Raw genomic sequence first — 12,862 nt, forward strand, 5'->3', positions numbered from 1 at the left:
CCGAGGGCGCTGGGGCATCCGTGGCCGCGTGCGGCACACTCACACCGACGGGTGACGAGAGATGCGACCGTCCGGGTGGCAGTGGCGATTCGAGCCGCTGGCGGCGCGACGACGCGTGGCTCGGCGTTGCCCTCGTCGCCGAGAGCGTCGAAGCTGGACACCAGCTGGAACTCAGGGCCCTGGGTCGCAGGTGGAGGGAGGGTCGCCGCGGTGCTGCAGTGCTGCCTCAACGGTGCCCGACCGGCCGACGTGTACCCCGCGGTCCCCATGAGCCCACGCCACCTCGCCCGGGACGCCCGCGCCGTGGCCGCCCTCGGCGTCGCGAGCCTGCACGTCCATCCCCGTGATCGCGACGGCCAGGAGAGCCTCGACCCGCGGGTGATCGGCACGGTCGTCGACGCCATCCGCCGGGAGGCCCCGGAGATCGAGATCGGGGTCACCACCGCGCGGTGGGTCGAGCCCGACCCCATGCGGCGCACCGAGATCATCGCCCAGTGGGGCCGCCTGCCCGAGCACGCCCGCCCCGACGTCGCTGCCGTCAACGTGCACGAGCGGGGCTGGCAGCGGGTCTGCGAGGCGCTCGACGCCGTCGACATCGGCATCGAGCTGGGTGTCTGGACCACCGGCGACGCCGTGCAGCTCAAGCAGGCCGGCCTTCCGCGGGGCACCGCCCGCGTCCTCGCGGAGGTCACGGTCACCGATCCCGACACCGCGGTGGCCGAGGCCGTCCGCATCCTCAAGGCCCTCGGTCCCGTGCCCGCGCCGATCCTGCTGCACGGCGAGGAGGCCGGCGCCTGGCCGGTGCTCGAGTACGCCAAGCGCAACAACCTCGACACCCGCATCGGCTTCGAGGACACCCTCAAGGGTCCCGACGGCACGTGGCTCGCCACGGGCAACGAGGAGCTCGTGCGTTACGCCCTGGGCAAGGACGTGGCCGGGCGCTACGAGCGCCGCCGCAACGGCACCCGCGCGGGCGGCCTGCGGTCCTCGCCGCTCTGGCCCGGGTCCCGGGCCGAGCACCGCCGCTGATCCCTGCGGTCGTCACACCGCGTCACCGTGCGGGCGCAGGGCCCTGCGTAGTTCTACGTATGGGACCTCGTCCGGCCCAGCGCGACGATACGGAGAGTCGCGCGGCCGGAGTCCGTCGGGACGTCAGGAGCCCCGGACCCAGATCGCTCCGCTGACGCGATCCACGGGGACGGAGCACGACCATGACCTACGTCGTTTCGCGGTTCGACGATCTGCGCGCCTCGCTGTCCGGCACCGTCGTCACCCCGGAGGACCCGGGGTACGACGAGGCCCGGCGGGTGTGGAACGCCGACATCGACCGGAGACCGGCCGTCCTCGTCTACTGCGCCACCACCGAGGACGTCGCGACGGCGGTGTCCTTCGCGCGCGGCTCCTCGCTCGAGATGTCCGTGCGGAGCGGCGCCCACTCGATGGCGGGGATGTGCGTCGGGGACGCCGGGATCGTCATCGACCTGAGCCGCATGAACGACGTCGAGGTGAATCCGGAGGCCCGGCGTGCCACGGTCGGGGGCGGTGCGCTGCTGAGGGACCTCGACGCCGCCACCCAGATCCACGGGCTGGCCGTGCCGTCCGGCGAGATCGGCCACACCGGGGTCGCCGGGATCACCCTCGGTGGCGGCATGGGCTGGCTGACGCGCCAGCACGGGCTGACGATCGACAACCTCGTGTCGGCGACGGTCGTCCTCGCCGACGGACGGGTCGTGCGCGCGGCGGCGGACGAGAACCCGGACCTGTTCTGGGCCATTCGCGGTGGTGGCGGGAACTTCGGGATCGTCACCGAGTTCGAGTTCGCGCTGCACGAGGTGGGCCCGCAGATCGACCTGGCCATGCTCTTCTACGGCATGGACCGGGCGGCCGACGCGCTGCGGATGGCGCGCGGGGTCATTCCTGATCTCCCGCCCGACGTGAGTTTCCAGGTGGTGGCTCTGCACGCGCCGCCCGAACCGTTCGTGCCCGACGAGCACCACTCCCGCCTCGTCTTCGCTCTCGTCGCGGTGGGCTTCGGCGGCGAGGAGAGCCACCGTGGCGTCGTCGACCGCCTGCGGAGTGCCCTGCCGCCGCTCTTCGAGCTGGTCACACCCATGCCCTACACCGCGCTGCAGCAGATGTTCGACGAGGGCTTCGCCTGGGGTGCCCACGCCTACGAGAAGTCCCTCTACCTCGAGGCGTTCACCGACGAGGCCGTCGACGTGATCGTCGAGCGGGCTGCCGACATGGTCTCGCCGATGTCGGCCGTCCACTTCTTCGCGCTCGGCGGGGCGTTCTCCGCGGCCGACGAGGCGAGCACGGCGTTCAGCGGGGGGCGCTCGCCGCGGTTGTGCACCTTCATCATCGGGATGGCGCCCGACGCCGGCGCGCAGTCGGCCGAGCGCGCCTGGGTGCGCGGCTTCTTCGACGCGCTCGCGCCCCACGCCATGGGCACGGGCGCATACGTGAACGCGCTGGGCGGCGACGACGGCCACCGCGTGCCGAGCGCCTACGGCACGAAGTACCCGCGCCTGCAGCGCATCAAGGCGGCGTACGACCCGGAGAACGTGTTCCACCGGAACACGAACATCCTGCCCGCGCCCTGAGGGTCGTCAGCCCACGATCGTCGCCACGATCCCGGCGAGGTGGGAGAGGCGGGCGAGCTCGGACGGCCGGAACGCGGGCCCGCCGGGGCGGCCGACGACCAGCGCCCGCTCGGGCCGGCCGACGGGCGCGGCGGCCAGCTCGGTGTCGAGGGCGGTCCAGGCCTCCGGCACGACGTGCCCGCCGGCGGGGTCGAGCACGGTCGCCTTGTCCAGCGGCAGCCAGGCGAGCTCGGTGGCCTCGGTCTCCGGCGCCGCGGCGCTCGAGGCCACACGGCGCACCCCGGCCCCGGTGCCCGTGGCCTCGGTGACCAGCGCCCACGCCGAGCGGAAGAGGCCCGGCACGCCCTCGGCCAGCAGCGTCACGCCCATCTCGGGTCGGGCGGCGACGGCCTCGACCAGCTCCAGCTCGCGCGTGGTGTCCAGGGCGCCCGCGAACGGCCGCACCGACTCGACCACCACGCCGTGCACGGACTCCGCGGCGGTGATGAGCACGTCGGGGGGCCGCGAGCTGGGCATGTCCACGACGAGGTCGTCCACGGCCGTCCCGGCGCCGCGCTCGACGACGTCGACGGAGAGGATGTCCGCGCCCTCGGTACCGAGCGCCGAGGCCAGGGCCCCGAGGGTGCCGGGCCTGTCGGGCAGCACCACGCGCAGCAAGTAGGTCACGGCCCTCCTCGACCCCCCGAGACTCTCGCGAGTCTCCCGACACCGACGTGGACCCCGCGTGCGGCCTGGTACCCGCCGCGGACCCGGCGCATCCTCCCAGGCCGACCCCCGCGGGGGCGAGTGACGATCACACGACGCCTCCGGGCAAACCTCGTCGAGGCCCGGGTCGGCGCGGTCCTAGACTGGGTGTTTCGCGTGCGGGAGACGCAACGGAGCTCGGCCCGACGTCCCGGGAGACGACCTCTCACCCGGCGCCGCGCGGATCTCGACCCGACCATCGTGCACGACCCCGGAGGGACATGTCCGACATCACCCGCGACGACGTCGCCCACCTCGCCCGCCTGGCCCGCCTCGCGGTGACCGACGACGAGCTGGACACGTTCTCGCGCCAGATCGACGCGATCGTGGACACGGTCTCGGCGGTGGGCGACATCCCGGACGACATCCCGCCGACGGCGCAGGTGGTGCCGCGGACGAACGTGCTGCGCCCCGACACCACGGAGCCCTCGCTGCCGCGCGAGACCGCTCTGGCGGGCGCACCCGCCGCCGAGGAGGGCCGCTTCCGCGTGCCGCGGATCCTGGGGGAGGAGCTGTGAGCGAGGCGAGCGCAGCGACGGGAGGACAGAGCGAGCTGATCTCCCTCGACGCCGGTGAGCTGGCCCGGCGCATCCACGCCCGCGAGGTCTCGTCGGTCGAGGTCACCCGGGCCCACCTGGAGCGCATCGAAGCCGTCGACGGCCCCGGCGGCGTGCACGCCTTCCTGCACGTCGACGCCGAGGGCGCCCTCGCGGCGGCCGAGGCGGTCGACCGCGCGGTGGCCGAGGGCGGGCCCGTCTCGCCCCTGGCCGGCGTCCCGGTGGCGGTCAAGGACAACATGACCACCACCGACATGCCCACCACCTGCGCGTCGGCGATCCTCGACGGCTGGCGTCCGCCCTACGACGCCACCGTCGTCGCCCGGCTGCGGGCGGCCGGCCTGATCCCGCTGGGCAAGACCAACCTCGACGAGTTCGCCATGGGCAGCTCGACCGAGAACTCGGCGTTCGGCACCACCCGCAACCCCTGGGACCTCGCGCGCATCCCCGGCGGCTCCGGCGGCGGGTCGTCGGCGGCGGTGGCCGCGGGCGAGGCGCCGCTGGCCCTCGGGTCGGACACCGGCGGCTCGATCCGCCAGCCCGGCGCGGTCACCGGCACCGTCGGGGTCAAGCCCACCTACGGCACGGTCTCGCGCTACGGGCTCGTCGCGTTCTCGTCGTCGCTGGACCAGATCGGGCCGTGCGCCCGGTCGGTGCTCGACGCCGCGCTGCTCCACGAGGTGATCGGCGGGCACGACCCGCGCGACCAGACGTCGGTCGACGGCCCGCTGCCGCCGGTGGTCGAGGCCGCGCTGGCCGGTGCCCGGGGCGACCTCGCGGGGGTGCGCGTCGGCATCGTCACCCAGTTCTCCGGCGAGGGCTACCAGCCCGGCGTGCTCGCCGCGTTCACCGACGCCGTGCGCGTGCTGGGTGAGCTGGGCGCCGACGTCGTCGAGGTCTCGTGCCCGTCGTTCTCCTACGCCCTGCCGGCCTACTACCTCATCGCGCCGAGCGAGGCCTCGAGCAACCTGGCCCGCTTCGACGCCATGCGCTACGGGCTGCGAGTCGGCGACGACGGCTCGCAGTCCACCGACGAGGTGATGTCCCAGACGCGCGAGAAGGGGTTCGGCGCCGAGGTCAAGCGCCGCATCATGATCGGGACGCACGCCCTGTCGGCCGGCTCGTACGACGCGCTCTACGGCAAGGCGCTCAAGGCCCGCACGCTGATCGTCCGCGACTTCACCGCCGCGTTCGAGACGTGCGACGTGCTGGTCTCGCCGACGACGCCCACCACGGCGTTCCCGATCGGCGAGCGCACCGACGACCCGCTGGCGATGTACCTCGCCGACCTCTGCACGATCCCGTCGAACCTCGCCGGCAACGCCGCGCTCTCGGTGCCCTGCGGCCTCGCGGCCGACGACCAGCTGCCGGTCGGCATGCAGATCATGGCGCCCGCCCTGGCCGACGACCGCGCCTACCGGGTCGCGGCGGCCTACGAGACCGCGCGCGCGTCGGCGTCGGACGCCGGGCCCCGCATCCCCGAACTCCGTGCTCTGGAGGGCTCCCGATGACGGCTGTGTCGACCCCTGGCGTCGAGTCCGCTCCCTACACCGTCGAGGAGGTCTGCGAGCAGTTCGACCCCGTCATGGGGCTCGAGGTGCACGTGGAGCTCAACACCGAGACGAAGATGTTCTGCGGCTGCGCGAACGCCTTCGGCGCGGAGCCCAACACCCACGTCTGCCCGGTGTGCCTGGGTCTGCCGGGCTCGCTGCCGCGGCTGAACGGCACCGCCGTCGAGTCCGCGATCAAGATCGGCCTGGCGCTGAACTGCCAGGTCCGGGAGCGCTCCGGCTTCGCCCGGAAGAACTACTTCTACCCGGACATGCCGAAGAACTTCCAGATCTCCCAGTACGAGGACCCGATCGTCTTCGACGGCTACCTCGACGTGCCGCTCGACGACGGCACCACCTGGCGCGTGGAGATCGAGCGCGCGCACATGGAGGAGGACACCGGCAAGTCCCTGCACGTCGGCGGGGCCACCGGGCGCATCCACGGCGCGGACTACTCGCTGCTCGACTACAACCGCTCCGGCGTCCCGCTGATCGAGATCGTCACCAAGCCGATCATCGGGGCCGGCGTCCGCGCCCCCGAGGTGGCGCGCGCCTACGTCACGGCGCTGCGCGACGTCCTGCGCGGGCTCGGGGTGTCCGACGTCCGGATGGACCAGGGCTCGATGCGCTGCGACGCCAACGTGTCGCTCATGCCGAAGGGCGCGACGGAGTTCGGCACCCGCACCGAGACCAAGAACGTCAACTCGCTGCGGTCGGTGGAGCGCGCTGTCCGCTACGAGATGGGCCGCCACGCCGGCGTGCTGCTCTCCGGCGGCACCATCCGCCAGGAGACCCGGCACTTCGACGAGCAGTCGGGGACCACCTCGCCGGGCCGGCCGAAGGAGACCTTCGCCGACTACCGCTTCTTCCCGGAGCCCGACCTCCCGCCGCTGGAGCCCTCGCGCGACTGGGTGGAGACGCTGCGCGCCGCCCTGCCCGAGCGCCCCTGGGAGCGTCGCGCGCGCATCCAGACCGACTGGGGCCTCTCGGACGAGGAGCTGCGCGACCTGGTCAACGCCGACGCGCTCGACCTCGTCGCCGACACCGTCGACGCCGGCGCCCCGCCGGAGGCCGCGCGCTCGTGGTGGGTCTCGTACCTGTCCCAGCAGGCCAACGCGGCGGGCGTCGCCCTGACCGGGCTCGCGATCACGCCGGCGCAGCTCGCCCGGGTCATCGCGCTGGTCGAGGAGGGCACGCTGACCAACAAGCTGGCGCGCCAGGTCGTCGACGGCGTCCTCGCGGGCGAGGGCGAGCCCGACGACGTGGTCACCGGGCGGGGACTGGCCGTGGTCAGCGACGAGAGCGCGCTGGCCGCCGCGGTGGACGAGGCGCTGGCCGCCCAGCCGGCCGTGGCCGAGAAGATCCGCGCGGGCAAGACCAAGGCGGCCGGGGCGATCGTCGGCGCGGTGATGAAGGCCACCCGGGGGCAGGCGGACGCCGCCCGTGTCCAGGAGCTGGTGCTCGAGCGCTGCCAGTGATTCGGAATCGTCCGGACAACATCTTTTTCGAGACCTCCCCGTAACCCGAACGAGATCCCTCCGTTGGGTGATTCAGGAAGCAGCGTGTAGCGGCTTCTGAACCGGGCGTCACCATCGATCGGTGGTGTACGACCGTCCGGTTCATCCCCCGAAGCCAGATGAACTACCCAGGAGGGTCGAATGGGTGCACACAGTGCCCGCCAGGCGAGCACGGTCGGCAAGATCGCCGGCCGGGGCGCACTGACCGCGGCCGCGGCGCTCGCGCTGACGGGCGGCACTGCGTCGTTCGCGTTCGCCGCCGAGGCGCCGAACTTCGACAACACGTCGTCCACCCTCGAGGACGTGGCGACCAGCAACGTCGAGGGCCTGCAGGAGCTCCCCGAGACGGACGTGCCCACGACCGTCAAGGGCGGCGAGGAGTTCGTCGGCGGCCACGCCTCCGCGGCCCAGCACGACGTCAACCGCATCACCTCGGCGGTGACCTCGGACCTGCAGACCGCGGCGAACGACAACGGCATCCCGGTCGGCAGCCAGGCCACCGACACCGAGCAGGAGATCTCCGGCTCGGTCAACGAGGTCTCCGGTCACGTCCACGACGCCACCGGTTCCGGTGCCCAGCAGATCGACGACGCGATCTCGAGCGGCTCCAGCATGCTCTCGTTCTCCTGATCCGCTCCCCAGATCAGGACGGACCCGCGGCCCCGGTCCTCCTCCCTGCCCGGGGGAGGACCGGGGCCGCGGTGCGTCCGGGGGCTGTTCCCTCCGAGGGCACGCTCCTCAGGACCGCTAGTCGGCCCCGCTGGCTCCGCCCGAGGGCGGACGGATGCGCACGACGCGGTCGTCGGTGGGCGTGACGGGGCCGCCGCCGTCCTTGTTGGCCGTGGTGAACCAGATCAGGCCGTCGGAGGCGACGTCGGTGCCGGTGATCCGCCCGTAGGTGCCCGCCAGCACCGCCTGCGGGGTGCCGACGAACCCGCCCTGGGGCGTGGGCCGCAGGACGAACATCGCGCTCGAGCCCCGGAGCCCGACGACGAGGGTGCCGGGCAGCGCCGCGCACCCGGCCACTCCCGGTCGCTCGGGCCACGTCCAGGCCGGGGCGGCGGCCGCGTTCGGGCCCGGCGCGACCCCGGGCCGCACGGCCAGCAGGACGTCGCGCGGTCCCGCCCGGTCGGTGACCCAGCTGACGCCGGTCGCCGCGTCCGCGCACACGTCGCCGGGGGCGTGCAGCCCGCTGCCCACCACCGGCGACGCCGGGTCCGGCGTGCCCGGGACGGGCCGGCCGAACGGGTCGATGCGCAGGAGCTTGCCGGCCAGCGAGGTGGGCGAGGCCGCCGCCGCCCGGTCGCCGCCGTCGCCCGTGGCCACGAGCAGGGTGCCGTCGGGCTCGACCCCGACCGCGCCGCTGTTGCCCGACGCCCCGCGCGGGATGCCGCCCAGCACCGTCTTGGGCACGTCCCCGGGCGCGATCCGCAGGACGGCGTTGCCGCCCGGGGTGGTGGCGTAGGCGTAGAGGAGCTGGTCCTCCGCGTAGGAGGGGGAGAGTGCCAGCGAGGTGAGCCCCCCGTCGCCCGCCGCGTCGACGGGCACCGTCGCCACGGTCTCGGGGGTCTCCTCGGGGGCGACGCGCAGGATGCGCCCGGTCGTGCGCTCGGCCACCAGGGCGGCGGTCCCGCCCGGCAGCGTCACGACGGCGGACATCGGCGCGAGGCAGGTGGCGACGACCTGCGGGTCGGGGTCGACGCACGGCGGGGGCACCGAGGGCCCGTCCGAGTTCGGTGCCGGCGTGGGCTCGCCGGTCTCGGGCAGCTGCGGCTGCGGCGCCCGCTCGGCGGAGAGGTCGGGGCGCTCGCGCCAGGGCTGCTGCCCGGCGTCGGGGAACTGCGCACAGCCGGCGAGCAGCGCCGCGAGCGTGGTCAGCGCGGCGATCAGCAGCACGTACCGCGACGGACCGGACACGGCTCGACACACTAGGCGTCCCCTGCTGTGCCGGCCGTGAGACGGGGGCACGACGGAGATCGCCACGAGATCACCACGGCCACCGACGCGGGGCGGACGGTGTTCCTCCCTCGGGGGGCGGCACACGGGAGGCTGAGGGCATGGGAGAGGTGGCGCCCGGCGTCGTGCACGTACCCGGTTGGCTCGACGTCGAGCGCCGGCGCGGTCTCGTCGCGGCGTGCCGCCGGTGGGCCGCCCACGGGCCCGGGGCGCGGGCGGCACGGCTGCCCCGGGGCGGGCAGATGAGCGTCGAGACGGTGTGCCTGGGCTGGCACTGGATTCCCTACCGCTACTCGCGCACCCGCGACGACCAGGACGGTTCCGCCGTCCTGCCTCTCCCGACGTGGCTCGCCGACCTGGGGCGTGAGGCGGTCGCCGCCGCGTACGACGACCCGGCGGCCGGGGCCGGCTACCGCCCGGACATCGCCCTGGTCAACTTCTACGGCGCGGACTCGCGCATGGGTATGCACCAGGACCGCGACGAGGCCGCCGACGACCCGGTGGTGTCGCTGAGCCTCGGGGCGGCGTGTGTCTTCCGCATCGGCAACACCGAGAACCGCGGGCGTCCGTACACCGACCTGGTGCTCGACTCCGGGGACCTCGTGGTGTTCGGACGGGAGAACCGGCTGGCCTACCACGGGGTGCCGAGGATGGTGCCGTCCTTCGCCGTCGAGGACATCGGCCTGCCCGAGGGCCGCATCAACATCACGCTGCGGGTGTCCGGCCTGCAGGACTGACGCCGGCGACTACCCTCCCGCCCCGTGAGCGCCGAACCCGTGACCGTGCTGGTGCCCCACGACGAGGGAGAGGCCGCGCTCGCCGACATCGACGGCCTCGAGCTCGTCCGCTACGACGAGCAGGCCGCCTCCCTGCCCGACGCCGCGGAACGGGCCGCGGTGCTCATCCCCGGCTTCCTCGCGACGACCGACGCGTTGAAGCTGGTCGAACGCTGCCCGGACCTGCGGCTGGTGCAGCTGCTCTCGGCCGGCGCGGAGATGTGGGTGGGCCGGCTCCCCGACGGCGTGCAGCTCTCCGACTGCCAGGGCGCGCACGGCGGGGTCACCGCCGAGTGGGTGCTCGCCGCGACCCTCGCCGTGCTGCGCGAGATCCCGCCGTTCGTGCGCGCCCAGGACGAGGGCCGCTGGGACCAGCACATCACCGACACGCTCACCGGCAAGCGCGTCCTGCTCGTCGGCGCGGGCGACCTCGCCGACCAGACCGCGCGCCGGATGGAGACCTTCGACGTCGCCACCATCACCCGCGTCGGGCGGCGGGCCCGCGAGGGCGTGCACGCCACCTCGGAGCTGCCCGACCTGCTGGGCGACCACGACGTCGTCGTGCTCCTCGTCCCGCTGACCGACGAGACCCGCGGTCTCGTGGACGCCGCCTTCCTCGCCGCGATGCCCGACGGCGCGCTGCTGGTCAACGCCGCGCGCGGCCCGGTGGTCGACACCGACGCCCTGCTCGCCGAGCTGCGGTCCGGGCGCCTGCGCGCCGCGGTCGACGTCGTCGACCCCGAGCCCCTGCCCGCCGACCACCCGCTGTGGTCCGCGCCGAACCTGCTGATCACTCCGCACGTCGGCGGCAGCGTCCCCGGGCACCTCGAGCGGGCCTACCGCGTCGTGCACACCCAGCTCGAGGCCGTCGCCCGCGGGGAGGACCCGCCGAACCTGGTCATCAACGGGTACTGAGCGCTCACCCACCCTGATGTCTTACTTGCTAGGCAGCACGCAAGTATGTACAAAGGGTGGTACGCCCACGCGTCGAGACGTGGACGACGTCGGAGCGGAGTGGGCGATGACAGCGTGGACGAGCGTCAGCACAGGGGCGGGCGAGGAGATCGTGCGGGTCGAGGTCGAGGACGGCGACCCGTTCGCGGTGATGGCCCTGGGCCGGCACACGGTCGTGCTCACGCGCGACGAGTGCCGCCGGATCGCCGACGCGCTGCGCGCGGCATCGCACCGGTCTCCGGCGCGGTGACGGGACCTCGGTGGCGAACCCCGCGCCCAGCGCGGGATTCGCCACCGGAGAAGCGACCTAGACGGAGCGGACCGCGCCCGTCGCGCCCGAGGTGACGAGCTTCGCGTAGGCGCGCAGGGCGCTGGTGAGGTGGCGGTTGCGGTCGACGGCGGGCTGCCACGGACGCTCCGAGGCCTCCATCTTGGCGCGGCGCTCGGCGAGCACCTCGTCGTCGACGAGCAGCTCGATGCGGCGGGCGTCGACGTCGAGGAGGATCTCGTCGCCCTCCTGCACGAGCCCGATCGTGCCGCCGGCCGCCGCCTCGGGGGAGACGTGCCCGACGGAGATGCCGCTCGAGCCGCCGGAGAACCGGCCGTCGGTGACCAGCGCGCACACCGCGCCGAGGCCCGCGCCCTTGAGGAACGCGGTCGGGTGCAGCATCTCCTGCATGCCGGGGCCGCCGGCGGGGCCCTCGTAGCGCACGACGATCACGTCGCCGGGCTGCACCTGCTTCCCGAGGATGATCGAGACGGCCTCCTCCTGGCTCTCGACCACGCGCGCGGGGCCACGGAAGAACCGCCCGTCCTCGGGCAGGCCTGCGCTCTTGATGACGGCGCCGTCGGGGGAGAGGTTGCCGGTGAGCACGGCGAGCCCGCCGTCGGCCGAGAACGCGTGCGCGACGTCGTGGATCACCCCGTCGGCGCCGTCGGTGTCGAGCGACGACCACCGGTTGGTCGTCGAGAACGGCTCGACGGTGCGCACCCCGCCGGGCGCGGCGTGGAACAGCTCGAGGGCCTCCTCGGACGGCGAGCCGCCCCGGATGTCCCAGGCGCCGAGCCACGCGTCGAGCGAGGGGGCGTGCACCGTGTGCACGTCGCGGTGCAGCAGGCCGCCGCGGTCGAGCTCGCCGAGGATCGCGGGGATGCCGCCGGCGCGGTGCACGTCCTCCATGTGGTGCGACGAGTTCGGCGCGACCTTCGAGACGCACGGCACCCGCCGGCTCACGGCGTCGATGTCGGCGAGCGAGAACTCGAGCTCGGCCTCGTGGGCGGCGGCGAGGATGTGCAGCACGGTGTTCGTCGAGCCGCCCATCGCGACGTCGAGGGCCATCGCGTTCTCGAACGCGTGGCGCGACGCGACGTTCCGCGGCAGCACCGAGTCGTCGTCCTCGGCGTAGTAGCGCCGGGCCAGGTCGACGACCGTGCGGCCCGCGTCGAGGAACAGCTCGCGGCGCGCCGCGTGCGTCGCGAGCGTGGAGCCGTTGCCGGGCAGCGAGAGCCCGAGCGCCTCGGTGAGGCAGTTCATCGAGTTCGCGGTGAACATCCCGGAGCACGACCCGCAGGTGGGGCAGGCGGAGCGCTCGACCTCGGTGAGCCCCTCGTCGGAGACCGCACCCGACGCCGAGGCGGAGATCGCGGTGATCAGGTCGGTCGGGGCCTGGGCTGAGCCGACAAGGCCCTCGACCACGACGGCCTTGCCGGCCTCCATCGGTCCGCCGGACACGAACACCGTCGGGATGTTGAGCCGCAGCGCGGCGTTGAGCATGCCCGGGGTGATCTTGTCGCAGTTCGAGATGCACACCAGGGCGTCCACGGCGTGGCCCTGCACCATGTGCTCGACGCCGTCGGCGATCACCTCGCGGGACGGCAGCGAGTGCAGCATCCCGCCGTGACCCATGGCGATGCCGTCGTCCACGGCGATCGTGTGGAACTCGCGCGCGATGCCGCCGGCCTCGCGCACCGCGCCCGCGACCAGCTCGCCCATCTCCTTGAGGTGCACGTGCCCGGGCACGAACTGCGTGTAGGAGTTGGCGATCGCGACCAGCGGCTTGCCGAAGTCGGAGTCGGTGAGACCGGTGGCGCGCCAGAGGGCACGCGCCCCGGCGGCGTTGCGGCCCTGGGTGGTGACGCGCGAGCGGAGCGGCGGCACAGGTGACCTCACAGGACGATCAGGTGGCGGAAACGATCAGGGGACGA

Annotated in this window: 12 protein-coding genes; 9 read left to right on the top strand and 3 right to left on the bottom strand. The window is 73.8% G+C overall.

Features of this window, described 5'->3' with window-relative positions; all coding sequences use genetic code 11:
• The first annotated feature begins 210 nt into the window (after positions 1-210).
• The gene (locus tag PH191_RS03920) at positions 211-1,029 is read left to right on the top strand and encodes a 3-keto-5-aminohexanoate cleavage protein (RefSeq protein WP_274193304.1); all 819 of its coding nucleotides are present in this window, start codon (positions 211-213) and stop codon (positions 1,027-1,029) included.
• 182 nt (positions 1,030-1,211) lie between these two features.
• Positions 1,212-2,603 carry an FAD-binding oxidoreductase gene (locus tag PH191_RS03925; protein WP_274193305.1) on the top strand — a complete coding sequence of 464 codons (1,392 nt, stop codon included), beginning with the start codon at positions 1,212-1,214 and terminating at the stop codon, positions 2,601-2,603.
• A gap of 6 nt (positions 2,604-2,609) precedes the next feature.
• On the opposite strand, the gene PH191_RS03930 is transcribed toward PH191_RS03925, so the two are convergent.
• A complete protein-coding gene (locus tag PH191_RS03930; protein WP_274193306.1) occupies positions 2,610-3,269 on the bottom strand; it encodes an ACT domain-containing protein in 660 nt (219 codons plus the stop codon).
• Positions 3,270-3,568: 299 nt separating this feature from the next.
• Between PH191_RS03930 and gatC the strand changes: the two genes are divergently transcribed.
• The 4 genes from gatC (at position 3,569) to PH191_RS03950 (ending at position 7,601) form a co-directional block, all read left to right on the top strand.
• Positions 3,569-3,865, top strand: a complete 297-nt coding sequence (gatC, locus tag PH191_RS03935; RefSeq protein WP_274193307.1) for an Asp-tRNA(Asn)/Glu-tRNA(Gln) amidotransferase subunit GatC — start codon at positions 3,569-3,571, stop codon at positions 3,863-3,865.
• Positions 3,862-5,415, top strand: coding sequence for an Asp-tRNA(Asn)/Glu-tRNA(Gln) amidotransferase subunit GatA (gene gatA / locus PH191_RS03940; protein ID WP_274193308.1), 1,554 nt, complete (start codon positions 3,862-3,864; stop codon positions 5,413-5,415). The genes gatC and gatA overlap by 4 nt, the downstream gene beginning before the upstream one ends.
• A complete protein-coding gene (gene gatB / locus PH191_RS03945) occupies positions 5,412-6,932 on the top strand; it encodes an Asp-tRNA(Asn)/Glu-tRNA(Gln) amidotransferase subunit GatB (RefSeq protein WP_274193309.1) in 1,521 nt (506 codons plus the stop codon). The genes gatA and gatB overlap by 4 nt, the downstream gene beginning before the upstream one ends.
• A 180-nt stretch (positions 6,933-7,112) precedes the next feature.
• Positions 7,113-7,601, top strand: coding sequence for a hypothetical protein (locus PH191_RS03950; RefSeq protein ID WP_274193310.1), 489 nt, complete (start codon positions 7,113-7,115; stop codon positions 7,599-7,601).
• A 117-nt stretch (positions 7,602-7,718) separates the two neighbouring features.
• Here PH191_RS03950 and PH191_RS03955 read toward each other — a convergent pair whose 3' ends face one another.
• Entirely contained in the window at positions 7,719-8,888 is a 1,170-nt protein-coding gene (locus tag PH191_RS03955) for a PQQ-dependent sugar dehydrogenase (RefSeq protein WP_274193311.1), read from the bottom strand.
• A 140-nt stretch (positions 8,889-9,028) separates the two neighbouring features.
• Between PH191_RS03955 and PH191_RS03960 the strand changes: the two genes are divergently transcribed.
• The 3 genes from PH191_RS03960 to PH191_RS03970 all read left to right on the top strand — a co-directional run bounded on the left by PH191_RS03960 (position 9,029) and on the right by PH191_RS03970 (position 10,907).
• The gene (locus PH191_RS03960) at positions 9,029-9,664 is read left to right on the top strand and encodes an alpha-ketoglutarate-dependent dioxygenase AlkB family protein (protein WP_274193312.1); all 636 of its coding nucleotides are present in this window, start codon (positions 9,029-9,031) and stop codon (positions 9,662-9,664) included.
• A 24-nt stretch (positions 9,665-9,688) separates the two neighbouring features.
• Complete coding sequence (locus tag PH191_RS03965) at positions 9,689-10,618, top strand: 2-hydroxyacid dehydrogenase (protein ID WP_274193313.1); 930 nt, start codon at positions 9,689-9,691, stop codon at positions 10,616-10,618.
• A gap of 106 nt (positions 10,619-10,724) precedes the next feature.
• Entirely contained in the window at positions 10,725-10,907 is a 183-nt protein-coding gene (locus PH191_RS03970; protein ID WP_274193314.1) for a hypothetical protein, read from the top strand.
• 57 nt (positions 10,908-10,964) lie between these two features.
• Here PH191_RS03970 and ilvD read toward each other — a convergent pair whose 3' ends face one another.
• Positions 10,965-12,815, bottom strand: coding sequence for a dihydroxy-acid dehydratase (gene ilvD, locus PH191_RS03975; protein WP_274193315.1), 1,851 nt, complete (start codon positions 12,813-12,815; stop codon positions 10,965-10,967).
• Between the last annotated feature and the right edge of the window lie 47 nt (positions 12,816-12,862).

The sequence above is a fragment of the Actinomycetospora callitridis genome, assembly GCF_028737265.1.
Lineage (GTDB): Bacteria > Actinomycetota > Actinomycetes > Mycobacteriales > Pseudonocardiaceae > Actinomycetospora > Actinomycetospora callitridis.